This is a genomic window from Achromobacter kerstersii, assembly GCF_902859595.1.
Taxonomy (GTDB): Bacteria; Pseudomonadota; Gammaproteobacteria; order Burkholderiales; family Burkholderiaceae_B; genus Achromobacter; species Achromobacter kerstersii.
This window is the reverse complement of sequence record NZ_CADIJQ010000001.1, coordinates 854,205-877,892: the sequence shown is the minus strand read 5'-3', so window position 1 is coordinate 877,892 and position 23,688 is coordinate 854,205. Positions and strand designations below refer to the sequence as shown.

Genomic DNA, 23,688 nt, shown 5'->3' with positions numbered 1-23,688 from the left:
CAGATCGATAGAGAGTTTCCCCATGACGAACACTTCCATTGACACCATCTGGTACACCCGCTGCCCGGTACCGACGGCGTCGGCCATCGCCATCAGTAACGGTTGGCTGGACGAAGAATTCGCGACCGATTCGATCGCAGTGAGATCGCTCAGAGCCTCGGCTGACCGTTCGGTGCGTGAGTCGCACTTCAATCACAAGCAGGCAAATTCCTTCCGTCACGGGGGCAATGCCCCTCCGATCTGGTCACGCTCGCAGGGACAGGACGTCGTTGTGGTCGGACTCACCTGGCTGCCACAGTATCAGTCGATTTTGAGCCTTCCGAGTACGGGCGTCCGCTCGCTTGCCGACCTGAAGGGGAAACGTCTGGCGCTTCCCAGGCGCGTCAACGAAAAGATGGATTTCTGGCGGGTGTCGGCCCTCCAGGGCTTTCTTCAGGCCTTGGCGACGGTCGGTCTGTCCGAAAACGACGTCGAGCTGGTCGACCTTCCAATCGAAGAACCATACATCGGTGAATTGACCACATCCGATACCGGCGCCCTGTTCGATGCCAGGCAGTACGCAAGCTCTGCCAGAGCGGAAACCTTTGCACTGATTCGCGGTGAAGTCGATGCACTCTACAACTATGGATCGGCAGGCCCTGCCTTGCAGGCGTTCCTGGATGCAACCGTGGTGGCGGACTTGAACCACCACCCCGACCGCCGTGTTGCGATCAACAACGGCACGCCGAATGTCTTGACGGTCAGCGGTGAACTCGTGCGCGAACGCCCGGATCTCGTCGCTCGGTACCTGGCCCAACTGCTGCGTGCTGCTGATTGGGCACGCGAACACAAGCACGAAGCTCAGGCCATCATCGCCCGCGAAGTATCGGTGGCCGATGAATGGGTGCCTTACGCCTTCGGCGACGACGTCCATGCCTGCCTGGCACCCACGCTTGACCCAGAGCTGGTGCAAGCCCTGGAAGTGCGCAAGGACTTCATGTTGCGACATGGCTTCATCCAGAGAGATTTCTCGATCGACGATTGGATCAAGCCCGAGCCGCTGGCGGAAGCAAAACGGATGGTAGAACAGTCGCAGCGTTCGCAAGCGACTACCTAGCAGGACCCGCGCGCACGTTCGCACGATCAACACACAAGGGACACGGATGGTTGATTTCTCGGTGAATGGTCAGAAGGTTTCGGTGCAGGCTCCCGCCGACAAGCCTTTGCTATGGGTGCTCAGAGACGAACTGAAACTGACCGGCACGAAGTTCGGATGCGGGGTCGCGCAGTGCGGTGCATGCACGGTGCACATAAATGGGCAACCGACGCGGTCCTGTGTATTGCCGGTATCGACCGTGGCCGGTGCCGACATCATGACCATCGAAGGCCTGGTCAGGACGGATATCGGCAAGCGTCTGTACGAGGCCTGGATCGACCATCAAGTTCCGCAGTGCGGTTATTGCCAGTCCGGTCAGCTGATGACCGCCGCGAACGTGATCGCGGCGGCCACTGTGCCGCTGGTGCGCGCCCACGTACTCGAGAAGATGCAAGGCAACCTGTGCCGCTGCGCAACTTACAACCAGATCGCTTCGGCCGTGATAAGTGCGGGCAAGACGACGGATTCCGGAGCGATGAATGCCAAATAGCAGAATTACCCGCCGCATGTTCATCGCCGGATCTGGCGTCGCAGCCGTTGGTGTCGCATTCGGCGCGTGGAAATGGCGGGATGCCGAACAGGCGCCCGAACCGGCAAGCGCACTTGCCCCCGAGGCGGCCTCGGTGTTCAGCCCGGTCGCGTGGGTCAGCATTGCCTCGGACAACACGGTCACCATCTATTCGCCTGCTGCCGAAATGGGCCAGGGCACGATGACGTCGTTGCCCACGGTGTTGGCCGAAGAGATGGAAGTCGATTGGAGCACTGTAAGGGTTGAACAATCTCCCGTGAATCCAGGGACATTCGGCAACCCGGGTTTTGGCGGCGCGATGGTCACGGGCTCATCTCGCACGGTTCGCGGCTACTACCTGCCGCTTCGACTTGCGGGACTTCAGGCGCGAAGGGTCATGGAGCAGGCCGCCGCCGACATCTGGGGCGTGCCCCCAACGGAAGTCCGCGCCGAAAAGAGCACGCTGATCCACGAGTCCAGCAATCGCCGCATGACGTACGGCGAACTTGCAAAAGTCGCAAAGGCGCCAACGACTCTGCCCGTCGTCGACAAGAGCATGCTCAAGCCGATGTCGGCCTTCACACTCATCGGCAAGGATGTTCCACGAATCGATGTCCCGTCCAAATCCGACGGAAGTGCTATCTTCGGTATCGACGTTCGGCTGCCAGGCATGGGGTGGGCGGCCGTCAAGTACGCCGAGGTTCAGGGTGAAAAACCGTTATCGGTCGATAGTACGGAGGCTGAGGCGGTCAGTGGCGTCAAGAAAGTCATCACATTGCCGTATGGGGTGGCGGTCGTAGCCGACTCATTCGTGACGGCAAAGAAAGCGCGAGATCTGCTGGTTGTAACTTGGAGCCACGACGCACCCGGTCGTTCCTACGATAGCGACGAGGTCATGACCGAATACGTCGCGCGTGCGAAGCAAATGACAGAGGCCGGAACGACGTGGAACAAGCGCGGCGATGCGCAGGCTGCCATCAATGGCGCGGCTCGCACGTTCACCGCGACCTACCGGTCGACGCACATGGCGCAGATGACTCTCGAACCCATGAATTGCACCGCCTGGGTCCAAGGCGACAAGATCGAGATCTGGGCGCCTTCCCAGATCCCGAGTGGCGTGCTCGGGGTCGCCATCCAGTCAGGCTTCAAACCCGAGAACGTGAAGGTCAACATCACGTTGCTGGGCGGGGGGTACGGGCGTCGGGCCGAAGTGGATTTTGCCATTGATGCGGTGCTCATCGCCAAGCAGATGCCCGACACACCCATACAGGTGATCTGGACGCGCGAAGACGATTTTCAGCGCTCCAAGCCGCGGCCCATGACTGCCCAACACCTGAGCGCCGGCCTGGATGCAGACGGACGCATTGTCGGATGGAGGCATCGTGTCACGAGCGAAGGCGCAACCATCCGACTTGCACCGGCGCTGTATGACGCCACCGGAGGCAAGGATCCGACCGTCATGAAAGGCAGCGAGAATGTCTACGACATCCCGAATCAGCTGGCAGAACACCTGCCGGAAAAGCGTGGGATCGATGTTGGCTATTGGCGTGGGGTGGGCCCGAGCTATACGAAGTTCGCAGCGGAAACCCTGCTCGACGAGATCGCGGCGCATCTGAAGAAAGACCCCTTGCAATACCGACTCGACATGTTGCGCGCCTCGCCGCGCGCGCAAGCCGTTCTGCGCAGAACGGCAGAGATGGCGAACTACCCTGCCAGTCGAGGAGCGGGCCACGCACTGGGCCTCGCGTTTTCGGATGCCTATGAGAGTTTCATTGCCATGGTCGTCGACGTGTCGATTGCCGAAGGCAGGATCGTGGTACACGAGGTGTGGGCAGCAGTCGACTGTGGACACGCGATCAGTCCTGCCAACATCAAGACCCAGATCGAGGGGTCGGCGTTGTATGGACTGTCGGCTGCGCTGGGGGAAAAGCTCGACTACAAGGGCGGCCAGGCCCAGCAGCAAAATCTGCACAGCTATCCGATACTCAGAGCCAACGGCACACCTCTGGTTCATGTCGAAGTCATACCTACCGACAATCCGCCGGAGGGCATTGGTGAGGTTGGACTTCCGCCATTGGCGCCCGCGGTCGCAAACGCGCTCGCCCAATTGACCGGCCGTCGCCTCTACACGCTCCCCTTCCCTGCAACCGTATAAGTCTGGAAAAACAGGGGCGTCACGCCCCTGTAACCACAGTGAGCCGACCCTTGACAACGGACTACGTTGGCGAGTGCGCAAGCTTGTCGAACCAGCGCGGGGCTGACATTCCCTGATCGGGGCCCAGGCAGGAAAAACCGCCATCTACTGCAATGTCGGTGCCGGTAATCCACGATGCTTCAGGGCTGACCGCAAAGACCACCGCCTTTGCTATCTCTTCGCCACGGCCGACTCGACCAAGCGGATGGAGAGCCGCGCCCACGCGGTCGGCTACTTCGATAGATCCCCCGCTCACCTTGGCCAGCATGGGCGACCATGTCCACGCCGGCGACACCGACACGACCCGGATGCCCGCTGGGGCCAATTCGACTGCGAAGTTCTTGGTGATCTGAAGCAAGGCCGCCTTGGAAGCCGGATACACGGCACGCCCTGCGGCGCCGAACTTGCCGCCAGTACTCGACAGATTGACCACGGTGCTGCCTGGCGGCATGTGGGGCGCCACCTTGCCGGTCAATACTGCGGCTGACACGAGATTGACATCCAGGGTGCTGTGCCATTGGGCACGTGATGATGCCAAGCCCGCGTCTTCGTAGATCGCAGCACAATTGATCAGGATGTCGATCCGACCGCATTGCGCCACGATACGCTCGACGCATCGGTCCAGGGCATCGTCGTCGGTAATGTCCAATACCATTAAATACGCCGACGGCCCGATGGCATCGACGACGGCCTGTCCGGCCACGCTAACCCGACCGGCCACGAATACCGCAGCGGCGCCCGCGGCGGCTATTTCCCGGGCGATCTCCAAGCCGAGTCCACTCGTCGCGCCCGTAACCAGCGCGACCTTGCCGGCTAGCTTGTTGACCGTGTCTTTCATGCAAGACCTTCTTGAGTTGGGTGAGTCAAAACGCGCCATGCGCCAGACCCGAATGTCGTGACGTCGGCCATCAGCACCATGGAAGCAAGCGCGGCATCGTGTGCCGTTCGAGATGCTGCCGTGCAGGCATCGGCCATGACGGTGACGTGATAGCCGTGTTCTGCGGCGTCGCGCACCGTGCCTTCGACGACAGAGTGCGTTGCCACACCTGCCGCGACCACCTGGCCAATGCGGCACTGACGCAGCAGAATGTCCAGGTGAGTGCCACGAAATGCGCTGATGCTCTTGTGGGTAACAACGAACTCCTTGCCATTGAACAGGGGCACCAGGACATCAAAAAACTCCGCCCCCCAACGAACCATCCTGCACCGCGCCGATCTCGGCAACACGAGCAAAAATGGGCATGTTCCGCGGAAGATCCGCGTAATCGGGTCGGAAGGCAACCCGCACGTGCACAATCAACCAGCCGAGTTTCCTGGCGTCAGCCAGCAAACGACGTGCGTTGTCGATCAAGTCGGCGCGACGGCTGTCATCGTCGATGCCGACGCGGATTTTGCCGTCGGCGTGCAGCACATCGTTCTGAAAATGCAGCGCAAGAAGCGCAACCCCGACGTCACTCAAATGAACACCTCAAGGTTGGCGAACGTGGCATCGCAGTTGGTGAGATCGACGCGCTTCATGTAGATGCGCCACCCGCCTGACTCGGTTGGAACGAGTTTGTGATGCACGGTGGCAGCCAGCATCCGTTGCTCGAGCCGCCATTCCGTGAAGTTCAGGCTCGACCGCACGATCAGTCGGCCCGCGGCATCCAAACCCAGGGCGCTGACGCCGCCCACCAGATGATTGGTGCGGGTGGGCGGTTGTTGCGACCAGTTGCGGGGATTGGAGATGCGGCGCACCCGTAACTCACGAAGCATCTTGTCTTCCCAGAACAGGGAAACCTGTTCGAACGGGTCGACCTGCTTGTGAAAGCGCGGTACCCAATACCTGCCGTCTTCGTCCCACAAGTGCAACCACGACTCAAAAGCACCGTCATCCAGAAACTGGGCTTCGTCGAAAATGAATTGCGAAAGCACGTCCAGTGGTTCACCGACAAGCGATACCTTGGCATGCGGCACTATCGATACGTCGAAACTGCGATCAAGCAACACCACGATTCTTCTCCTGTTTGCCGGTGCGTCAGACGTTTACGTCGCCGACCATGAATTCGCGCCACGCGCGGAACTGATTTCGCATGGGCAGCTCGCTCGTGCCGTTTGTCGAGACCATGCCATCAGCAAGCTGTTTGTCGGTGCCAACATAGCGATGATGGCTGATCCAATCGCCACCGTTGGTGTTATTGCCTTCCTGACACCGTCGGTAGACCTCGACGTCGTCGGGCATGACATTCGATGAAGGCGAATTGATCAGATTCGCATAGGTCAGTGCCCGATCGAAGACCGACGTCGGTGCGCCCTTGAGCCTAAACGTCTGGATCTCAACCATGGTCCGATCCACTGCCATGGGTCGGATCACGCGGAACTGCTGGAACACGTTGTGAGGTGCGCCGCTGCCGTAGATCACGGTGTTGTGGCGATTCATGCAAAAAATCTCTTTCGCGCGCTCTTCGCCATAGGCGGTGACGAGCGTCTGGAAATGTTCGCGCGTGACGGGGTCCCGGGTGGCCGCTTTGGGGTCGAAGATGCCTTCCATGTATCCATGGCCGTTCTCGAATGCGCGCAGTTCCAGCTTCTCCCAGAAGTCGTAGGGCTCGCCGTTGCCATCCATGATCAACAGCTCGAAAGGCATTTCGCCGATTTCGGCTGCCTGCTCGCGTGCAGCAACAAACGACGATTCATGGGTGACGCGAGCGTGCATCGTGTCGTGCAGGTTTTCGTAGAAGACTTTCCAGTTGGAGAACTGGAGTACACGAAACACGCCCCCTGCCACTTCGACCTCGCCTACCGGCGAACGGTCGCACAGGTTGTCGATCGAGGACGCGACGCCGCCCAGAAACGTCTTGAGGTCCGGGCCCGTTTCGGATTGATTTGCAAACACGAAGCCGCGGTAGGTGTCGACACGGGCGAGCTTCTTCATCGAGAAGTCAGGGTTTTCCGGGTCGTAATTGGTGCCTTCGAGACCATTGCGCAACGGAAGCGAAAAATGGCTGCCATCCAGCTTGAACGTCCATGCATGGTAGGGACATCGGAAGAACTTTCCGGTGTTGCCACATCCTTCGCCAACCAGCTTCGCACCCTTGTGCGGACAGCGGTTGTAGACCACATTGATTGCGCCGCTCTGTGAACGAACCATGACTACATCCTGGTCCCCGATACGGGTGGCCAGATAATCACCTGCTGTGGCCACCTGACTTTCGTGACCGACGTAGACCCAGGCTTTGCCGTAGATCCGCTGCATCTCCAGCGCAAAGATGTCGGGGTCCGTGTACACACTCTTGTGCACGCTATCTTCTCTTACGAGTCCAGCCAGCGCTTCGTTGGTAAGCCTCATTGAGTTCTCCCTGAGTTAGAGGTCCAGCACCAGTTTTTCCGACATCGATCGCGAGACGCAGATACAGATACTGCCCGCCTCGCGCTCCCTGCTGCTCAGGCAGGAATCCCGATGCTCGGCCTGCCCTTCTATGACTTGAGCGGTACAGATGCCGCAGTCGCCACGACGACAATCGAACATCGTGTCGATTCCGGCAGCCTCCATGGCTTCCATGATGGATTGCCCTGCGACAACGTCGACAGTCATCCCGGTTTGCCTGAGCTCCACTACAAACGGGCGGTCGCCACCTACAGGCAAGCTTCCGGTAAATAGTTCGCAGTGCAGATGATCTTCAGACCATCCAAGCTCGCGGCCTGCGTCCAGAGTTGCAGCGATGAAGCCTTTAGGCCCGCACACATGCAGATGCCGCCCGGATTGCGAGGCGCCAATTGCCTTGCGTAAAGGAATGCCTTTGGATGGATCGCCGCCGTCGAACCAGCAATGTGCGTTCGGTAGCGCCCTCACCTCGTCGGCGTACGCGGCATCGCTTGGCTCTCGGGCGACGTAATGCAGATCGAATTGTTTTCCCTGGCGCTGCAGGTCGAGGGCCATGCACAGGATCGGTGTGATGCCTATTCCTGCCGCGATCAACAGCGGCCGGGAGTCCATTCCCCGCATGGGAAAGTCGTTTCTTGGCGAAGACGCGGCAACCGTCTGGCCGACCGACAATTCATGCACCCACCGGGATCCGCCCGTGCCCTGACCTTCGAGCTGAACCGCGATCTCGTAGGCGTTTCCAGGGGTATGAGGTCGCACCAGCGAATAGGCACGGTGCATCAGCGGACGGCTTCCCGACGCGGGTACATGAAGCTCGATATGCGAGCCAGGCGCAAACGATTCGAGCTGCGCACCATCGGTTGCGACCAGCACCAGCCGACGCACTCTTGACGTGATCGCCTCTGCCCGCTCTATGCGCAAAACGATCGTGCTCCCCACATTGCCTCCGCGTTTCATGTGACGCCAGCAGCGCTGAGCGCCAGACGGTGGTGAATTATCCCGCCGCCCTTCATCGCGCAATATCCAGTGATCGCCGGCATTTGTCCTTGCATGGCCGCCGATTGCGCCGGACAGCAAGTGACGGATAAGTTGCCGCCGACGTCTGCAAGATCTGGATAGCACTGCAGCAGTGCCTTCGCCAGAATGGGCCGTCCGTCAAATAGGTCGCAGGGATCAACTCGCATCTTCGGAACACTGACATGACAACAACGCCTTTCTGCCGCTTGACTCGTTTGCCGGCTGCCCTCCTTACTGCGGGCGTCCTGTGCGGCACATCGTTCGCAGCAACTGCCGCCACACTGAAGATCGGTTTCCTGACCACGCTGTCCGGTCCGGGCAGCGTGATCGGAAACGAAATCCGTGACGGCTTCAATCTGGGTCTGAAGCATTCCGGCGGCAAGCTGGGCGGCATGGATGTCGACATGACCATCGTCGACGATCATCAGGATCCGCGGGCGGCTCGCAAAACGGTGGATCGCCTGATCAAGCGAGACAAGGTGGACCTGATCACTGGCATGGCTTTTTCCAACGTGCTGTTGCCTGTTCTTCCGCAGATCCTGCAGAGCCGCACAATTTATATTTCGCCCAATACCGGACCCCAGGATTACGCCGGCGAAAAATGCGATCCGCATTTCTTTGCCGTCGCCTGGCAGGCCGAAGATCTGCCTGCCGCGATGGGAAAATTTGCAAGTGAAAAGGGCTACAAGACGGTTGCTGTCGTAGCGCCTGCGTATCCAGGCGGCCGCGAGTCGATCAACGGATTCAAGCGTCTGTACAACGGGAAGATCGCAGACGAGATCTACACCAAGCTCGACCAGCTCGATTACTCGGCAGAACTGGCAAGATTGCGGTCACTCAAGCCCGACGCGGTGTTCTACTTCCTGCCGGGCGGCCTGGGCATCAACTTCATCAAACAGTTCAATGCGGCGGGTCTGGAGAAACAGATGGCCATATTGACCACCGGATTCTCAGCTGACGAAGACGTCATCAAATCGGTAGGAGCACCGCTGACCGGATTGTTCAATGCGTCGCAATGGGCATTCGACCTCGATAACGAGGCCAACAAGCGATTTGTGAAGGACTTCAACATGACGTACGGCCGCATGCCGACGCTGTATGCCTCGCAATCCTACGATGTGGCCCGCCTGATTGATAGCGCGGTACGAAAGACCGGTGGCAATGTTACGGACAAGGAGGCATTTCGCGCCGCACTGAAAAGTGCCGACTTTGCCTCGGTACGCGGTCAGTTCGCATTCAACACCAACCAATTTCCAATCCAGAACATCTACATGCGCCAGGTCCAGGCCCTCCCAGGCGGCACGCTCGGCAATCGGCTGATCGGCACCGTGCTCGCCAATCACAAGGATGCGTTCGCAGCCGAATGCAAGATGAAATGAACATGATCGTTCTTGAGCAGACGCTCAACGGCATCCAGTTCGGGTTGATGCTTTTCCTGCTTGCCGCCGGTCTCACGTTGGTCTTCGGCATCATGGATCTCGTCAACCTGTCGCATGGGTCGCTGTACATGATCGGGGCGTATCTGATAGCGACATTGGCACAGGCGCTGGATTCCTTCTGGCTGGGCATGCTGCTGGGAATCGGCCTGACAGCATGTGTGGGCGTACTGCTGGAAATGACCATATTGCGGCAGCTGTACAAGCGGGATCATCTGTCCCAAGTGCTCGGTACGTTCGCCATCATTCTGATCGCGAACGAGTCGGTGCGAATTCTCTGGGGGCCGCAGCCCATTACCTTCAACCCACCTGCATCGCTCGCGGGCCCGGTCGAACTCTTTCCGGGCTTCGAATACCCCGCCTACCGTCTGGCAATCATGGCGGTGGGCGCCGTTGTTGCCGCCGCACTATACGTGCTCATTGCCAAGACGCGAATCGGCATGAAAGTCCGGGCAGGCGCGGCGGACCGGGAAATGGCCGTGGCCATGGGCGCGAAGGTGTCCTGGATGTTCAGTGGCTTGTTCGCCTGTGGTGCTGCGCTGTGTGCCCTTGCTGGCGGCATGCTCGGCCCCTTGCTCGCCGTGCAGGTCGGCATGGGCGAGAGCATTCTTATTCTGGCATTCGTGGTCGTTGTCATCGGCGGCATTGGCTCGGTGCGCGGCGCGTTCGTCGGATCGTTGCTGGTCGGCATGATCGACACCTTGGGCCGCGCGATCATTCCTTCATTATTCAGCGGTTTTGGTCCGGAGGTGGCTTCCAGCGTTGCACCTGCTCTGGCAGCCATTCTTATCTATTTGCTGATGGCAGCGATCCTGTTCTGGAAACCGAAGGGACTGTTCCCCGTTGGCGCCTAGATGTTGTGACATTACCGAGAACACCACCATGCAAGCAGCTTCAATACCAGCCGCGACACCAACGGCAACGCCCTTGCTTTCCGTGTCGGGTGCCACGTCACACTCATTGAGTGCTGCCGTTACCGCTCCCCTCCTCCTGGGTCTTCTTCTACTTCCCATCGCCGCGCATTTTTATGGGCAGGAGTATTTCCTTTCGCCGATCACGCGCGTGCTCATCTATGCCATGGCGGCATCCAGTCTGAACCTCATCCTGGGCTTTGGCGGCATGGTCAGTTTCGGTCATGCCGCATTCATGGGCGTGGGTGCATATGCCGCAGCAGCCATGATGATGAACAACGTCAGTTCGCTCTGGGTTGCGCTCCCTGTTGCAATGGGTCTGGGCGCCGCGGTGTCGTCAGTCATCGGAGTCATCAGCTTGCGGGCGCAAGGTGTCTATTTCATCATGATCACGTTGGCCTTCGCACAAATGTTGTACTACGTGGCGATCTCGCTCAAGTTCCTAGGTGGAGAGGACGGATTGCCATTAAGCTCGCGCGGGTCGATGTGGCCTGTCATGGAGCCCCTGGACGACACAGCGCTGTACTACGTTGCCGTGCTGATGCTCGCCGCAGTCGTGATCTTCGTTCAGCGGCTGGTTAACGCGAATTTTGGGCACATTCTTGAAGCAATACGCATCAATGAAACGCGCGTGGCATCCCTGGGCGTCAGCACGTTCAGGCACAAACTCATTGCGTTCGTGATCGCTGGCGCCCTGGCGGGTTTGAGCGGCGCCCTGCTTGCCCATCAGTCCGGCTTCGTCAGCCCCTCGCTCATGCACTGGACTCAGTCGGGCGTCCTGATGGTCATGGTGATCCTCGGCGGCGCAGGGCATCTTTACGGTGGCATCATCGGTGCCGTCATCTATGGTGTCCTGGAAGAAGGTCTTTCGGGATACACCGAGCACTGGCAGCTGGCAATGGGCGTTGTTCTGCTCGTGGCAGTGCTGGTGGCACCGCAGGGAATCTCCCGACGGGTTCTGAAGAGGGCGTCCAAATGAGCACGGTCCTGCGTGTCGACAATCTGGTCAAGCGCTTCGGTGGCGTGTTGGCGACCGACAAGGCCTGCCTGGACGTATTGGAAGGGGATATTCACGCGCTGATCGGCCCGAATGGTGCGGGCAAGACGACGTTGATCCACCAGTTGTCCGGCGCCCTGGTACCGACCAGTGGCAGTATTTTCTTCCGGGGCGAGGATGTGACGGGCTCGTCCATCGATCAACGGGCACGGCAGGGCTTGGTCCGGTCGTATCAGATCACCAGTATTTTCAAGCCTTTCTCTGTTCATCAGAACCTGACGATCGCGATCCAGGGTCGTACCCGCGAGACGCTTGGAATGTGGCGACGGGCATCGTCCGTCCAGGCTAGGCTCGAAGAGGCGGAACAATTGGGCATTCGGGTCGGGCTTGGCAACAAGCTGGGGCAATCCGCCGCCGTGCTCTCCCATGGGGAACAGCGGCAGCTCGAGATTGGGCTCGCACTGGCTATGCGCCCGAAAGTGATGCTGCTCGACGAGCCGATGGCGGGCATGGGTCACGAAGAATCCGGGCAACTCGTCGAACTGTTCATGGGACTCAAACGCTCCGTCACGATCCTGTTGGTCGAACACGATATGGACGCCGTCTTCAAGGTCGCGGACCGCATCTCGACGCTGGTGTTCGGTCGGGTCATTGCCACGGGCACCCCGGACGAGATACGGCGCCATCCCGAAGTGCGCAAGGCGTATCTAGGTGACGAATCCAAACAGGTGATGGCATGAGTGCTTTGCTGGAGGTGACCGGCGTCCATACGTCGTATGGACGCAGTCGAATTCTCGCCGACATCGGCCTGACCATTGCGGGGGGCCAGGTCGCAACCTTGCTCGGACGTAACGGAATGGGCAAGACCACCACGATCCGGTCGGTGCTTGGGCTGACCAAGTCGCAGGCTGGGTCGATCCGATTCCGAGGTCATGCGATCGAGCGGCTGTCGGCGGACAAGATCGCCCGCATGGGTATAGCCGTAGTGCCCGAGGGGAGACGCATCTTTGCCAATCTGTCTGTGGAAGAGAACTTGGTGGCGTTCAGTGCCAACCGGAACAGCACACGCCAGCCGTGGACACTCGACGGCATCTACGACCTGTTTCCACGATTGAAAGAGCGACGGCGGAACATGGGCAATCAGCTGTCGGGCGGTGAGCAACAGATGGTCGCGATCGGTCGTGCATTGATGACCAACCCGTATCTCTTGATTCTAGATGAGGCAACGGAAGGACTGGCGCCGCTCATCAGGGAAGAGATCTGGACCTGTCTTCGCACGCTGCGAGCAGAGGGTCAGACAATTCTCGTCGTCGACAAGTATGTGGACCGGCTCGTGACCGTCGCCGATCGCCACACCATCATCGAACGCGGAAGAGTCGTTTGGGAAGGTCCAAGTCAGGCGCTGGCCGATGACCGTACGCTATGGGAGCGTTATATCGGCGTCTGAGGTGTCCGATGCAGCTTGATCAACAGGCGCAGCGTTGCGCGAAGTTCGTCCGATTTTTCCTTTCCGAGCGGCGCAAGGACAATGTCTTCATGCGCCTTGGCTTCGGTGATGAGGCTGGCCGTCATCCGCTTTCCTCGTGGGGTCGCGGTAATCAGGGTAATGCGGCGATCCGACGCATGCGGGAGACGTTTCACGTACCCCTGCGATTCCAGACGGTCCAGCAGTCGCGTCACGGTCGACTGTTTCGTGACCGAAATCTGCGCCAGTTCGCCGATGCTCATCGGTTTTCCGCTCGACAGCGTCGACAGCACCCGCCAGTCGGAAATCGTGAACCCATTGTTCTGTACGATCACATGAAATTCGGCGGAAATCAGCTGGCTTGCCTGAGCAAGCAGCGCAGGGGTGTAGGTCTCAGCAAAATAGCACTTGTCGTCGGAATCTGAACGCTCGGTCATGACTGCCTTGTGCATGGCATCTTGCGTGCCACGATGGGAAAGCCGCTAGCTTACACGCTGGCGCGCGCTGTCTTGTTCGACTGCCGAACGCTTCATCTTGGCTACTGAATGGAATACGATCTTTTCCCAATTACAGCGCTCATTGGCGCACCGCTTCCTCCGCGAGGCCCACCTTGTGTTTGAGTCCTGCCTCACTCCTCACGCAGCCGTATGTGAATGCCGTAGTTCATTCACATACGCCTGGTCATCGATTCAGTACATCCGGCATCTGATTCGAGAACTCGATCCGTCGGGGCCGTGTCCCGTGCCGAAAAATAAGCGTATGCAAGTGGGCTATACATCAGCCGCAGTGCGTGCGCGACCCAACGATGTGGGAACTTTTCGCCCACATGTCAACTACGCTACGTCGAGGCTTGCCACCGCATTTGTCGCAGCACTTGCTGCGTTCGATGCTTACGCACAGACAACATCTTCCGCCTCCGACAACGAATCTGCCATTCAACTCCCCGATATTTCTGTGGAGACTGATATCAGCCCCCGGTCTGCAGCCCGTGAACGTGAAGCACGCACGAGAGTGTCTTTAGGCTTGCGAGCCGGCGGAACGTCACTGCTGGAACGAACGGAGTTTGCCGAGGGACGAACGTCGACATTGAGCAACGTCATGGCCTTTGCACCTGCTGTGTTTGCTCCGACCCGCCACGAGGACGAGGCACGTCTTTCCATCCGAGGATCCGGCATACAGCGCGGCTTCCTATTGCGCGGCCTTGCTCTGTATCAGGACGGGATTCCGCTCAATCATGCCGACGGGAGCGGCGACTTCCAGTCAATCGCCCCCCTCGCTGCGCAGTACGTCGACGTCTGGCGAAGTGCCAATGCGCTCGAATACGGCGCGAATACGCCGGGTGGAACGGTGAATTTCGTATCGCCAACGGGCCGTACCGCGCCGCTCATATCGACTTGCGCCGAGGCGTGATCGTTTGGCCATCGCCTTGGACACGTATCGCTTGCGGGTGCGAATGATCGCGCCATCAGGTGGAGCGCTGGCTCGCCACCCTCACTACGCAGTACATCCGTCGCGGCACCCACCGAGCGACCCGTCGCCATCAAGCACTACCTGGACATCAACAACGCCAATCCCAAGCCCTTCCACTGGGCCAAGTCTGCGGACGACATCCTTGCCAGTGTCGAGAGATTTTGCTTGCGAACTTCTAACTCAGGACACAAGTGAAAAACCTGACCCGAGCTACTCCTTCAGCAAGTCAATTAGTGCATGGCTAAGCGCACTGGGGCTCCGCTCGTAACTCACTATCCTCATTCCCGTAAGCTCCGGCCAACCGGCAGGGCCCTGTGGCAAGGCAATGAGTCCGTCTTTCAATGCTGATTCACATAGCACTGAGATACCGAGCCCCTCTTTGATGCAGGACTGGATGCCGACGACGCTGCTCAGTGTTAGCGCTTCACGCCATTGAATGGCGTTCACGTTGAGTGCAGAAGTTGCAGCAGTTCGGAACGCACAAGGAGCTGGTAGCAAGCACAAATGCACCACAGGCGGGGGGTGCGCATAATGCTGATCGGCAACCCAGAGCAGCTTCTCTTCGCGAAACAGACGCGGCGAGCCTCGCCCCTCTTGTTCCTTTACCACTACTACGTCCAGTTCACCGGCGTCGAAAGCCTCGAGTATTGCATCACTGAGTCCCACCTTGACGCTCAGTTCCACCTTGGGAAGTAGTCGGCGAACTCGAGCCAACGACTCAGGAAGTCGGTGGGGAACGAGGTACTCAACTATACCCAGCCGTAGGTACCCGGCCAAGTTGCTACGACCAAGCATGGCAAACGCTTCGTCGTTAAGACGCAATAGCCCCATGGCATAGTTGAGAAACTGCTCCCCGGCCGCTGTAAGCGTAACTTGGCGGCTGTTGCGCGAGAATAGCTCGGTGCCTAGCAGTCTTTCTAGCCGTTGCACACGCGTACTCACAGCAGATTGTGATCGGCATAAGCGCTTCGCAGCTCCGGTAAAACTCCTAGCATCTGAAACTGCCACAAAGCAGCGGATAAGGTCGATATCCAGGTCTCGCACATCAATCTTCCAATCGAATAGGTCCGATGCGAATTATGCGCTTTTCGGATTGATATGCCGAGCGTACGATTTTAGTTCGCCCCACAATGGAGAAAGCTATGCAAGCTGTCTGGTATGAGCGCACGGGTTCTGCACGAGAGGTCCTGCTACATGGGGAGCAGCCGACGCCCACGCCCGGCTGGGGCGAAGTCCTTGTGCACCTGCATGCTTCGGGCGTCAACCCTTCGGATGTCAAGGCCAGAGCGGGTGCACGTGGAGGCAAGAGCGAGCTGGCCTTTCCTCTTGTTATTCCCCATAGCGATGGAGCAGGAGTCGTGGTCGAGTGCGGTCCCGGGTGCAGCGGGGTAAGCCGAGACAGTCGCGTTTGGGTTAGCAACGGTCAATGGCGAAGACCTGGTGGCACGGCGGCGCAGTACATTGCGATTGACGAGAGTCTGGTTTTTCCCTTGCCAGATAAAACGCCCTACACAGTCGGAGCAGCGCTTGGCATTCCGGCGCTCACCGCATGCCATGTCACAACAGGCTTTGGTGATCTCGCAGGACGGACTGTCCTCATCAGCGGGGGCGCTGGAATGGTCGGACGACTCGCCGTACAGTTTGCCAAACATGCAGGCGCCTTTGTAGTGGCATCCGGGCACGGCCCAGCCGCAGAGCAAGTTATCGTTCGCGCCGGGGCGGATGCATTTGTTGACTATGCAAGTTCGACCTTCGTCCAAGATGTTCTTGATGCGTCCCGAGGCCGCAAGATCGACCATGCGGTCGAAGTCGAGTTCGGCGCCAATGTGGAGAACCTGGTCGAATTGCTCTCAGATCGAGCAACTGTCGCTGCCTATGGCTCTGCGCGAACGCCGCGACCAGAACTGCCTTTTTACAAGTTCCTTTTCAAGGGCATCGATCTTCACTTTGTATTGGTCTACCTACTGACTTCGAAGGAGAGGGCCGAGGCTGCGGAGCTCGTCAATCGGCTCATAGAGCAGGGAAAGCTCGACGTACCCGTCCATGCGGTCTATGCACTTCAAGAGTGCGCACGCGCTCACGAAATAGTAGAGAGTGGGCAACGCTCCGGGGCGGTGATCTTGGACGTCTCCAGCACCGCTTGATGCCCATCACACAGCTTTGTCGGCGTGGGGAAGTTCGGCACGGCTTCAGCCAACCCATAGTCGTCAAGAGCCATAGGAGCTATCTCCAGGGCGGCGGCATTGTGATTGCTTCGGATTGGGCCGATTGCTGCCTGTCCTCATGGCGGCTGAAGGAAGTCCGGACAATCGCGTGACCACGACGTCGCACGACGGGAACATTTATCACAACAGAGGCACTTGAGAATGCACAATCACAATGACGACGTAAAGTACATGGCGCAACTTCAGGGAGCAGCGCCCGAAATGGTGGCGGCCTTTTTCAACTTCGACAAGGCTGTCTTCAACAAGAATATCGGCAGTCTGGGCTTGGCTACCCGAGAGCTGATTGCGGTAGGCGTAGCAGTCACGACACAATGTTCATATTGCATTGCTGACCATGCACGCCGAGCGGTGGAAGCCGGCGCTTCGAAACAAGAGGTGGCTGAAGCAATCATGGTTGCTACAGCGCTTCGCGCCGGAGGGGGCATTACCCACGGCTGGCAGGCAATGAAAGGCATCGCTGAGACCTCGTGAAAAGGCACTAAGTGCAGTCACGGGTTTCCTAGTGTGAAGACCAACCCGCTAAGGCAGCATGTCGGTGACACAGCGGCCAGGGTCCCGTCAGCACAGAGCTTCAGACAAGGCCCCGCCCGTGACGCTGGGCCTTTCCGTGGGTTTCTCGGGGCGAGAGTGCCCGCAGGCTGCGGGCCGTCACTCCGTATTAGAGGATTGGTCGGTCTAGAGTACGCAGATCCCGGGCCAATCGTGACAGTAGTGATGCCGACCGTCGGCCATGAGTGGGCCGTTACTGGCGCGAGTACTGGCCAGAGAAAACAAACGTGTGGTGGGCGAGGCGCCTTGCTCGTGGCCATGCAACGCACGTATTTCTCCTTCACCCTTGCCCAAAGCAACATAGGATAAGCCGTCCGCACCGCTAATGCCCGCTATGGGTCCGGAGTGGCCGTTGTCCAATCAAGGCTCCCCGTCAACGTAGTCAATGGATATGAGCGAGGGCTTGCGGCCGCGTGCAGTCGGTGGGAACGGCCGCGAAGATGCGCGCCCGTTCACCTGCAGATGAACGCATCATGGCAGGGGCTGAGGAGATTCTTGCGGTCTCCAAGGGAATGCTCAATGGAGCTTCCGAGCCTCCGCAAGTGGTATTCAGACTCGCCGCCACCGAGCTTACCGCGATGTCTTGGCTACCATCCCTCGTGCGCCGCATTCGCATTGCCCACCTGAATCTGCGAGTGCAAATCGCAGTCAACAAAGGTGGGATATTATTAGACAGGCTCAATCGGGGGCAGTATGACTTAGCTCTATTGCCTGGACCAATGCGGGGACGGCTGTATGAAGCGCTCCCCATGAAGACGGTCGAGCGGGCCTGGATGGCAAGCCCCATGATGCCCCCGGGTAGGCCGCGCGGAGTGATCGCGCGACTGGAGGTCCGGCAAAGCGGCACTAGCGTTGCTGCAGTGCTTGGAGCCCGATGTCACTCAGGATTTTGTCGCGACACTGCAGAAGGCAATCCCGAAACAACGACCGAGTGGGGCTGAATCGCGCGGTAGGAACCGGAATCGACACCGCCAACGGCCGGAGCACAGTGTCAAACGCGGTGGCGATCGTGGAAGTGCCCTCCATCAGTTCGCCTTCGCCAGACGCCCAGCCGGTGTCGCGAATGCCCTTCAATACGGTTGGAAGCATGCCCAAGCTGGCTCGTGCAGCCATTGGGGTGATGCGCGCATCCGCGACGATGGCCCGTCTCGCTTCACTGCTTTGCAGTGGCAGCAGCGCCGTTCCCGCTGTGGCACCAATCAGCGGGACACTGATGCCTGGTCGCTGGATGACCTGCAACTCGCGTTCGGCCAGGTGGCGGTCAATTACCAGCAGGTCGCGCCCGGACGGACGCAACCTCTGAGTTTCACTTCAGATACACCATATGCAAAGGATCCAACGCTACAACATATCGGTTTTGAAGCAGTTCGTGCGTGCGTTGCCGAAAGCGCTCGGTGAGTTCACTCATGTAGCCAACCCTGATGGATCAATTCCTTCACCACACACCCAATTTGATGCCGCACCCACTGGTGCGTGGGTGCGCCATCCAGCCTGCGAGGCCACGCCATGCGGAACGTCAAGGGACGCAACGGGGCGGGCATGGGCTTAGACACCACGTCGAAATACCGCTCGTGCAGTTTCGCGGCAAATGATGGCATGGTGGTCGCATACCGGTCGCCTGTCAGTAAATACGGGCTAATCCCGAATCCCGACAGATACGCGCGAAACGGAATCCGCTGGCGGTAGCCCTTTAACGCCCGGTCCAAGTTCGTACGATGACTGTGCATTTGCGAAAACGCGAACCAGTCGCCTTCGGTCAGATCCTCCATTCGGATACGGCGCCGATTTGCCAGCGGATGGCCGCGGCCCATTACAATGCGGCGCTCGTCGCCAAACAGTCGCGTGGTAGCGAACCGTTGCGGGATGTCTTCGAACAATCCAATCGATACGTCCTGCACTTCGCGATCCAGATCCGCTGGATCGAAATCCCCATGTACCGAATGAAACCTCAGAATCAAACCCGGCGCCGTCTTGGACACGATATCGATCAACGCTGGTGCTAGCAACAACTCGAAATGGGCACCCACGCCGATATTGACCACATCGTTGATGCGCGCCGGTTCGAACGTCTGCGTACCGCTTAACGCGTGATCTAGCTGCTGCAGCGCCACGCGCACGGTCGCATGCAAGTCCAGCGCGCGTTCCGTGGGTTCCAGGCGGCCCTTGACCGGTACGAAAAGCGGATCGCCCAGCGCATGGCGCAGCTTGGCCAGGTCACGGCTGACGCCAGGCTGGGTCTTATGCAGCGCCCGGGCAGTGGCAGTGGCGCTGCGCGTGGTCATCAGACTGTCCAGGATCAACAGCAAGTTCAGGTCCAGGCGGCGCAAGGCCTGATGGTGGTCGGTGCGGGTCATAAGAATGCATGGCTAGCCATGTTCATACCAAGTTGGGTATGGCCATATTATCAAGGAATTATTTCCCCAGGGCGGGCCGCCTGCCTATATTGCCCCCAACATAAACAGATAACAGGAGACAGTCTCCCATGACTCTATGGCGAAAACTGGTATACACACTGGCGCCTTGCACCGCGTTGGCCCTGGCCCTGCAGGCTCCCGTGGCACAGGCCCAGGACAATTACCCAGACCGCCCCATCAGCCTGGTGGTTCCGTTCCCCGCAGGCGGCACGCCCGACATCCTGGCGCGTATCCTAGCCGAGGAAATGGGCGCCGATCTGGGCCAAACCGTGATCGTGGAAAACAAGGCTGGCGCTGGCGGCAACCTGGGTGCGCAATACGTAGGCCGATCCAAAGCCGACGCGCATACCTTGTTGGTGTGCGCATTCAGTTGCACCGTCGCGCAATCGCTGTACAAGCCTGCCCCGTACGACATTGTCAAGGATTTCGCCCCCGTGTCCATGCTGGCCACCGTGCCCAGCGTGCTGGTGGTCAATCCCAAGGTCCCAGCCAAGACGTTGAAGGAATTCATCGACCTGGCCAAGGCTCGCCCGGGTGAACTCAACGCTGCGTCGTCGGGCGTTGGCGGCTCGGCGCATTTGGCGCTGGAACTGCTAAAGAAAGAAGCCGGCGTGGATATTGCCCACATCCCCTATCGGGGAGCGGGCCAGGTCGCGGCGGACCTGTTGGGTGGGCAAGTCGATATGTACTTCGACAATCTGCCGGCGTCGGGGCCTCATATTCAAAGTGGTAAGCTGCGCGCGCTGGCCGTGGCCAGCACGGAACGCAGCCCGGTCATTCCCGACGTGCCTACGTTTGCCGAAAGCGGTTATCCCGACTTCATCATCACGCCGTGGTTTGGCATGCTGGCCCCGGCAGGAACGCCGCCCGACCGCGTCGCGCGCCTGAACGCCTCGATCCAGGCAGCGCTGCAAAAGCCGGAAACTGTGGCTCGCCTGCGTGAAATGGGCCTGGATCCTGCTGCCGGCAAACCCGAACAGTTCTCGCAGTTTCTACAGGAATCGGTCACACGCTGGGGCACGCTGATTCGTGAAAAAGGAATCAGCGCGGAATGACCGTGACGACGAACACGCCCGCAAAGGCGCCGCTGACTCTGCGGGGCATGGGCTCGCTGCATGTGGGCGGTGACCTGATCGCGCTGGACGGACTGCCGCTGCAGCAGCACACCCTGGCGGCAGGCGGCACGCCGGTCACGTTGGACCCCAACGGCCAATACGCTATCGGGCAAATGTACGCGCAGTATTTCCTGGCAGCCCAGCCCTGCAGCGACATTCCGGTGCTGTTTTGGCATGGAGGGGGTCTGACGGGCGCGTGCTGGGAAACGACTCCCGACCGTCGTGAAGGTTGGTCTAGCCAGTTCTTACGTCAAGGATGGGACGTATACGTCTGTGACGCTGCGGAGCGCGGCCGCGCAGGGTATGCTCCCGTGCCGCAAGTCTGGCCCGCACCGATTTCGCAAACCGCCAGCGTTGTCTTCAACCGCTTTCGTTTCGGAGCCGCGCCTTCAGCCGCGCAGATCGACGAGTTGGCGCAGTTTGCGTATCCGGGCCAACGATTTCCGATCGAGGCGTTTGCTACGTTCGTACGTCAACTAGTGCCGCGCTGGACACATACCGATGATGTGATCGCCAACGCTTATGCGGCGTTGCTGTCGCGCGTAGGGCCGTCAGCCATCGTCTGTCATTCACAAGGCGGCGTGTTCGGCTTGAGGGCCGCCATCACAAATCCCGATCGAGTAAAAGCCATCGTGGCGCTGGAACCCGCCGCCGTGCCCATGGACGCTATCCAGGTCCACGGACTTCAAGTGCCCACGCTGATCGTGCTGGGCGACCACATGAACCGCGATGCACGCTGGCCACTTATGCGCAAGGCAATCAATGCGTTCGCCGCGCAAAGCCCGCTTGTCCAGATATTGGATTTGCCCGCGATCGGAATTACCGGAAATTCCCACATGCTGATGATGGATACGAACAGCGAAATCGTAGCGCGGCATGTGCTGGACTGGTTAGCACGAAAACTGATCGCGTAACGTGGTCAGTCGCTGGCTTTTATTTGACTTCCAGAGCATCAACAACAATAACCGAGACTACGACCATGCATACCAAAGCCCCAACAAGAGAATCCCGCCGAGATTGGATCAAGCAGGCCGTTGCAACGGGTGCTGGCCTGGCGCTGCTATCCACTAGCCAGCCGGCAAGCAGCACAAGCAAAGACACCACCAACTCGACCACGCCGCCGAACTTCGAAGTGCCCGTCGGGGCCTGTGATTGCCACGTGCACGTGTTCCCCGATGAAACGCGATTCCCGTTCTACAGCAGCCGCACCTATACACCACCGCATGCATCCATAGGCCAATTACTGGATCTGCAAGACAGCCTACGCCTAGATCGGGTCGTAATCGTGACGCCTAGCGTGTATGGCAATGACAACACGGCTACGTTATATGCGATACGCATGCTGGGCAAGCAACGCGCACGGGGCGTGGGCGTCGTGGCCGATGAAGCCAACGCCGAAGAGCTGGCAGAACTGAAGCAAGCCGGCATTAGCGGCCTGCGTATCAATCTGGAAGCGGGCGGCGTCACGGATCCCGTCGTCGCCGCCAAGCGGTTGAAGCAGGCAGTCAGCCTGGTCGCCGATCAAGGCATGCATTTGCAGATCTACGCCAGCCTGTCACTGATCGCGGCCCTGGAAAAAGAGTTGGGCGCGCTACCGGTTCCCGCCGTGTTCGACCATTTTGCGGGAGCACAAGCCGAAAAAGGCGTGTCGCAGCCAGGTTTCGATGCGGTGCTGTCATTGGTACGCGCAGGAAAAGCGTATGTGAAGTTGTCGGCCGCGTATCGCAGTTCGACCCGAGCGCCTGACTATGAAGACGTCGCGCCGTTGGCAGCCGCACTGATCAAGGCGAATCCCGAACGCATGCTATGGGGAACGGACTGGCCGCATCCGGGCAAACCAGGTGTCGTGGCGGCCACCGACATTACCAAACCGTACGCGGTGGATAACGGCCGTATGTTGAACCTGCTGGGCAAGTGGGCGCCGTCGCAGGAATTACGCAAGAAGATCTTAGTGGACAACCCGAAGGAAGTGTATGGATTCGCTTGAAACGACCCTATTGGGCCCAACGTTCGCGCTGAACCTCAAGCGCCCGTGCCGTGCTGTGGTTGCCGCTCATGCTCCGCAGCATTGTCCTGGCGCCAGACCCTAGCACCTCGGAAAAAGGCCGAATCGAACTGACGTTTTGTACGACAGCCGGTACGGTCTCCACGGATTTTCTATCACTCACCAACTACCAATCCACACTCCGCACCAAGGCGAAAAATCCGCCCCAATATTGGCCTGCGCCTGCGCGTTGTTGTAGTTCGTGCTTGCAATGGTACCGTTCGGATCACGGGCACCGTCATGGGCAGATCATTGACCTCACAGGCGCTGGAACGTCAATTTCCTTCGTCGAAGTCAGTGCCTCCTCAGGGCTTCGACGTATCGCCGTCGATGGCCGCGCGCACGAAGCCGGCAAACCGCCGCCCGGACCCGCGGATGCCATCGACGTGGTGCATTGCGCCTTCTGCCTGACGCAACATCAGTTGCCCGGCCTACCCAACCCGTGCAACGAACGATAGGTCAGACCTCTTCAACGCCAAAGCGGCCGTTCTCGCACCCGAGGGCCCGAACCGCATCGGCCGCCAAAAGACGTGGCCAGGTTCTGAGGCGCACCATTGACAATGACCTGCCCAGTTACCAGCTGTCGGGCAAAGGCTGCAGCTTGTGCCGATCCGTTGGACCAGACGGCGCCAGACAAACCATACCTCGTCGAGTTGGCTAACTCCAGTGCCTGCTCGACCGTGTCATAAGGCATCTGGCCAGGACTGGCCCGATCACCTCTTCCTGAGAAACTTGCATGGCCGGTAGGACATCCGACAGCACAATACCAATCCCGGTCAAAACCAGCAGCGTGGCCGAGACCTCCTGCGCCCCCATACGGCCTATAGTCTATTGCCTTGCAGGA

Annotated in this window: 26 protein-coding genes; 15 read left to right on the top strand and 11 right to left on the bottom strand. The window is 59.3% G+C overall.

What is annotated here, in order from left to right; all coding sequences use genetic code 11:
• The first annotated feature begins 22 nt into the window (after positions 1 to 22).
• From HV765_RS03830 to HV765_RS03820, 3 genes are read left to right on the top strand one after another with little or no spacing between them, the layout of a single operon-like run.
• Positions 23 to 1,096 (top strand): ABC transporter substrate-binding protein, encoded by a 1,074-nt coding sequence (locus HV765_RS03830; RefSeq protein WP_175168854.1) that lies wholly within the window; start codon positions 23 to 25, stop codon positions 1,094 to 1,096.
• Between the two features lie 46 nt (positions 1,097 to 1,142).
• Positions 1,143 to 1,625 (top strand): (2Fe-2S)-binding protein, encoded by a 483-nt coding sequence (locus HV765_RS03825; protein ID WP_175168853.1) that lies wholly within the window; start codon positions 1,143 to 1,145, stop codon positions 1,623 to 1,625.
• Complete coding sequence (locus tag HV765_RS03820; protein ID WP_217483332.1) at positions 1,615 to 3,798, top strand: xanthine dehydrogenase family protein molybdopterin-binding subunit; 2,184 nt, start codon at positions 1,615 to 1,617, stop codon at positions 3,796 to 3,798. The genes HV765_RS03825 and HV765_RS03820 overlap by 11 nt, the downstream gene beginning before the upstream one ends.
• Positions 3,799 to 3,859: 61 nt before the next feature.
• Here the strand turns inward: HV765_RS03820 and HV765_RS03815 are convergent, their stop codons facing one another.
• Genes HV765_RS03815 through HV765_RS03795 form a run of 6 tightly spaced genes read right to left on the bottom strand, consistent with a single transcriptional unit; the run spans position 3,860 to position 8,158 of the window.
• Entirely contained in the window at positions 3,860 to 4,675 is an 816-nt protein-coding gene (locus tag HV765_RS03815; RefSeq protein ID WP_254600435.1) for an SDR family oxidoreductase, read from the bottom strand.
• Positions 4,672 to 5,001, bottom strand: a complete 330-nt coding sequence (locus HV765_RS32105; protein ID WP_338077784.1) for an isochorismatase family protein — start codon at positions 4,999 to 5,001, stop codon at positions 4,672 to 4,674. The genes HV765_RS03815 and HV765_RS32105 overlap by 4 nt, the downstream gene beginning before the upstream one ends.
• Positions 5,002 to 5,008: 7 nt before the next feature.
• A complete protein-coding gene (locus tag HV765_RS32100; RefSeq protein WP_338077783.1) occupies positions 5,009 to 5,296 on the bottom strand; it encodes an isochorismatase family protein in 288 nt (95 codons plus the stop codon).
• On the bottom strand, positions 5,293 to 5,829 hold the full coding sequence (locus tag HV765_RS03805; RefSeq protein WP_175168850.1) for an aromatic-ring-hydroxylating dioxygenase subunit beta: 537 nt from the start codon (positions 5,827 to 5,829) through the stop codon (positions 5,293 to 5,295). The genes HV765_RS32100 and HV765_RS03805 overlap by 4 nt, the downstream gene beginning before the upstream one ends.
• A gap of 25 nt (positions 5,830 to 5,854) precedes the next feature.
• Entirely contained in the window at positions 5,855 to 7,165 is a 1,311-nt protein-coding gene (locus tag HV765_RS03800) for an aromatic ring-hydroxylating dioxygenase subunit alpha (RefSeq protein ID WP_175168849.1), read from the bottom strand.
• 15 nt (positions 7,166 to 7,180) lie between these two features.
• Positions 7,181 to 8,158 (bottom strand): PDR/VanB family oxidoreductase, encoded by a 978-nt coding sequence (locus tag HV765_RS03795; protein ID WP_175168848.1) that lies wholly within the window; start codon positions 8,156 to 8,158, stop codon positions 7,181 to 7,183.
• A gap of 242 nt (positions 8,159 to 8,400) precedes the next feature.
• On the opposite strand from HV765_RS03795, the gene HV765_RS03790 reads away from it, so the two are divergent.
• Genes HV765_RS03790 through HV765_RS03770 form a run of 5 tightly spaced genes read left to right on the top strand, consistent with a single transcriptional unit; the run spans position 8,401 to position 13,009 of the window.
• Complete coding sequence (locus HV765_RS03790) at positions 8,401 to 9,597, top strand: ABC transporter substrate-binding protein (RefSeq protein ID WP_175168847.1); 1,197 nt, start codon at positions 8,401 to 8,403, stop codon at positions 9,595 to 9,597.
• Positions 9,594 to 10,508, top strand: a complete 915-nt coding sequence (locus tag HV765_RS03785; protein ID WP_175168846.1) for a branched-chain amino acid ABC transporter permease — start codon at positions 9,594 to 9,596, stop codon at positions 10,506 to 10,508. Before HV765_RS03790 ends, HV765_RS03785 begins: the two co-directional genes overlap by 4 nt.
• Before the next feature lie 28 nt (positions 10,509 to 10,536).
• The gene (locus HV765_RS03780) at positions 10,537 to 11,544 is read left to right on the top strand and encodes a branched-chain amino acid ABC transporter permease (RefSeq protein ID WP_175168845.1); all 1,008 of its coding nucleotides are present in this window, start codon (positions 10,537 to 10,539) and stop codon (positions 11,542 to 11,544) included.
• The gene (locus HV765_RS03775) at positions 11,541 to 12,302 is read left to right on the top strand and encodes an ABC transporter ATP-binding protein (protein ID WP_175168844.1); all 762 of its coding nucleotides are present in this window, start codon (positions 11,541 to 11,543) and stop codon (positions 12,300 to 12,302) included. The genes HV765_RS03780 and HV765_RS03775 overlap by 4 nt, the downstream gene beginning before the upstream one ends.
• The gene (locus tag HV765_RS03770; RefSeq protein ID WP_175168843.1) at positions 12,299 to 13,009 is read left to right on the top strand and encodes an ABC transporter ATP-binding protein; all 711 of its coding nucleotides are present in this window, start codon (positions 12,299 to 12,301) and stop codon (positions 13,007 to 13,009) included. Before HV765_RS03775 ends, HV765_RS03770 begins: the two co-directional genes overlap by 4 nt.
• On the opposite strand, the gene HV765_RS03765 is transcribed toward HV765_RS03770, so the two are convergent.
• Positions 12,994 to 13,479 carry a MarR family winged helix-turn-helix transcriptional regulator gene (locus tag HV765_RS03765; protein WP_254600434.1) on the bottom strand — a complete coding sequence of 162 codons (486 nt, stop codon included), beginning with the start codon at positions 13,477 to 13,479 and terminating at the stop codon, positions 12,994 to 12,996. The two genes, HV765_RS03770 and HV765_RS03765, sit on opposite strands and share 16 nt — an antisense overlap.
• Positions 13,480 to 13,786: 307 nt before the next feature.
• On the opposite strand from HV765_RS03765, the gene HV765_RS03760 reads away from it, so the two are divergent.
• Positions 13,787 to 14,437, top strand: coding sequence for a TonB-dependent receptor plug domain-containing protein (locus tag HV765_RS03760; protein ID WP_175168842.1), 651 nt, complete (start codon positions 13,787 to 13,789; stop codon positions 14,435 to 14,437).
• A 270-nt stretch (positions 14,438 to 14,707) separates the two neighbouring features.
• Here the strand turns inward: HV765_RS03760 and HV765_RS32160 are convergent, their stop codons facing one another.
• The gene (locus HV765_RS32160) at positions 14,708 to 15,541 is read right to left on the bottom strand and encodes a LysR substrate-binding domain-containing protein (protein WP_175168841.1); all 834 of its coding nucleotides are present in this window, start codon (positions 15,539 to 15,541) and stop codon (positions 14,708 to 14,710) included.
• 98 nt (positions 15,542 to 15,639) lie between these two features.
• Here HV765_RS32160 and HV765_RS03750 point away from each other — a divergent pair, with 98 nt between their 5' ends.
• The 3 genes from HV765_RS03750 to HV765_RS32155 all read left to right on the top strand — a co-directional run bounded on the left by HV765_RS03750 (position 15,640) and on the right by HV765_RS32155 (position 18,212).
• Positions 15,640 to 16,641 carry an NADPH:quinone reductase gene (locus HV765_RS03750; RefSeq protein WP_175168840.1) on the top strand — a complete coding sequence of 334 codons (1,002 nt, stop codon included), beginning with the start codon at positions 15,640 to 15,642 and terminating at the stop codon, positions 16,639 to 16,641.
• Between the two features lie 222 nt (positions 16,642 to 16,863).
• Entirely contained in the window at positions 16,864 to 17,193 is a 330-nt protein-coding gene (locus tag HV765_RS03745; RefSeq protein WP_175168839.1) for a carboxymuconolactone decarboxylase family protein, read from the top strand.
• 518 nt (positions 17,194 to 17,711) lie between these two features.
• Positions 17,712 to 18,212: a LysR substrate-binding domain-containing protein gene (locus HV765_RS32155; RefSeq protein WP_175168838.1), complete on the top strand. Its 501-nt coding sequence runs from the start codon at positions 17,712 to 17,714 to the stop codon at positions 18,210 to 18,212.
• Here HV765_RS32155 and HV765_RS03735 read toward each other — a convergent pair.
• Both HV765_RS03735 and HV765_RS03730 read right to left on the bottom strand, forming a co-directional pair.
• Entirely contained in the window at positions 18,118 to 18,567 is a 450-nt protein-coding gene (locus tag HV765_RS03735) for an IclR family transcriptional regulator domain-containing protein (RefSeq protein WP_175168837.1), read from the bottom strand. The two genes, HV765_RS32155 and HV765_RS03735, sit on opposite strands and share 95 nt — an antisense overlap.
• Before the next feature lie 104 nt (positions 18,568 to 18,671).
• Positions 18,672 to 19,625, bottom strand: coding sequence for a LysR family transcriptional regulator (locus tag HV765_RS03730; RefSeq protein ID WP_175168836.1), 954 nt, complete (start codon positions 19,623 to 19,625; stop codon positions 18,672 to 18,674).
• A 128-nt stretch (positions 19,626 to 19,753) separates the two neighbouring features.
• Between HV765_RS03730 and HV765_RS03725 the strand changes: the two genes are divergently transcribed.
• Genes HV765_RS03725 through HV765_RS03715 form a run of 3 tightly spaced genes read left to right on the top strand, consistent with a single transcriptional unit; the run spans position 19,754 to position 22,787 of the window.
• Complete coding sequence (locus HV765_RS03725; protein WP_175168835.1) at positions 19,754 to 20,740, top strand: Bug family tripartite tricarboxylate transporter substrate binding protein; 987 nt, start codon at positions 19,754 to 19,756, stop codon at positions 20,738 to 20,740.
• Positions 20,737 to 21,714 (top strand): alpha/beta fold hydrolase, encoded by a 978-nt coding sequence (locus HV765_RS03720; protein WP_175168834.1) that lies wholly within the window; start codon positions 20,737 to 20,739, stop codon positions 21,712 to 21,714. The genes HV765_RS03725 and HV765_RS03720 overlap by 4 nt, the downstream gene beginning before the upstream one ends.
• 23 nt (positions 21,715 to 21,737) lie before the next feature.
• A complete protein-coding gene (locus HV765_RS03715) occupies positions 21,738 to 22,787 on the top strand; it encodes an amidohydrolase family protein (protein ID WP_217483331.1) in 1,050 nt (349 codons plus the stop codon).
• A gap of 526 nt (positions 22,788 to 23,313) precedes the next feature.
• On the opposite strand, the gene HV765_RS31790 is transcribed toward HV765_RS03715, so the two are convergent.
• Positions 23,314 to 23,538, bottom strand: coding sequence for an aldehyde dehydrogenase family protein (locus HV765_RS31790; protein WP_276529711.1), 225 nt, complete (start codon positions 23,536 to 23,538; stop codon positions 23,314 to 23,316).
• Positions 23,539 to 23,688 lie beyond the last annotated feature (150 nt).

Bases quoted from the DNA above. Each gene is read 5' to 3' on its own strand.
- HV765_RS03800 (WP_175168849.1), bottom strand. From the start codon at position 7,165: ATGAGGCTTACCAACGAAGCGCTGGCTGGACTCGTAAGAGAAGATAGC.
- HV765_RS03745 (WP_175168839.1), top strand. From the start codon at position 16,864: ATGCACAATCACAATGACGACGTAAAGTACATGGCGCAACTTCAGGGA.
- HV765_RS32155 (WP_175168838.1), top strand. From the start codon at position 17,712: ATGCGCGCCCGTTCACCTGCAGATGAACGCATCATGGCAGGGGCTGAG.
- HV765_RS03825 (WP_175168853.1), top strand. From the start codon at position 1,143: ATGGTTGATTTCTCGGTGAATGGTCAGAAGGTTTCGGTGCAGGCTCCC.
- HV765_RS03830 (WP_175168854.1), top strand. From the start codon at position 23: ATGACGAACACTTCCATTGACACCATCTGGTACACCCGCTGCCCGGTA.
- HV765_RS03760 (WP_175168842.1), top strand. From the start codon at position 13,787: ATGCAAGTGGGCTATACATCAGCCGCAGTGCGTGCGCGACCCAACGAT.
- HV765_RS03720 (WP_175168834.1), top strand. From the start codon at position 20,737: ATGACCGTGACGACGAACACGCCCGCAAAGGCGCCGCTGACTCTGCGG.
- HV765_RS31790 (WP_276529711.1), bottom strand. From the start codon at position 23,538: ATGCCTTATGACACGGTCGAGCAGGCACTGGAGTTAGCCAACTCGACG.
- HV765_RS03750 (WP_175168840.1), top strand. From the start codon at position 15,640: ATGCAAGCTGTCTGGTATGAGCGCACGGGTTCTGCACGAGAGGTCCTG.
- HV765_RS03775 (WP_175168844.1), top strand. From the start codon at position 11,541: ATGAGCACGGTCCTGCGTGTCGACAATCTGGTCAAGCGCTTCGGTGGC.
- HV765_RS03780 (WP_175168845.1), top strand. From the start codon at position 10,537: ATGCAAGCAGCTTCAATACCAGCCGCGACACCAACGGCAACGCCCTTG.
- HV765_RS03770 (WP_175168843.1), top strand. From the start codon at position 12,299: ATGAGTGCTTTGCTGGAGGTGACCGGCGTCCATACGTCGTATGGACGC.
- HV765_RS03815 (WP_254600435.1), bottom strand. From the start codon at position 4,675: ATGAAAGACACGGTCAACAAGCTAGCCGGCAAGGTCGCGCTGGTTACG.
- HV765_RS03820 (WP_217483332.1), top strand. From the start codon at position 1,615: ATGCCAAATAGCAGAATTACCCGCCGCATGTTCATCGCCGGATCTGGC.
- HV765_RS03795 (WP_175168848.1), bottom strand. From the start codon at position 8,158: ATGAAACGCGGAGGCAATGTGGGGAGCACGATCGTTTTGCGCATAGAG.
- HV765_RS03790 (WP_175168847.1), top strand. From the start codon at position 8,401: ATGACAACAACGCCTTTCTGCCGCTTGACTCGTTTGCCGGCTGCCCTC.
- HV765_RS03785 (WP_175168846.1), top strand. From the start codon at position 9,594: ATGAACATGATCGTTCTTGAGCAGACGCTCAACGGCATCCAGTTCGGG.
- HV765_RS03725 (WP_175168835.1), top strand. From the start codon at position 19,754: ATGACTCTATGGCGAAAACTGGTATACACACTGGCGCCTTGCACCGCG.
- HV765_RS03765 (WP_254600434.1), bottom strand. From the start codon at position 13,479: ATGCACAAGGCAGTCATGACCGAGCGTTCAGATTCCGACGACAAGTGC.
- HV765_RS03730 (WP_175168836.1), bottom strand. From the start codon at position 19,625: ATGACCCGCACCGACCACCATCAGGCCTTGCGCCGCCTGGACCTGAAC.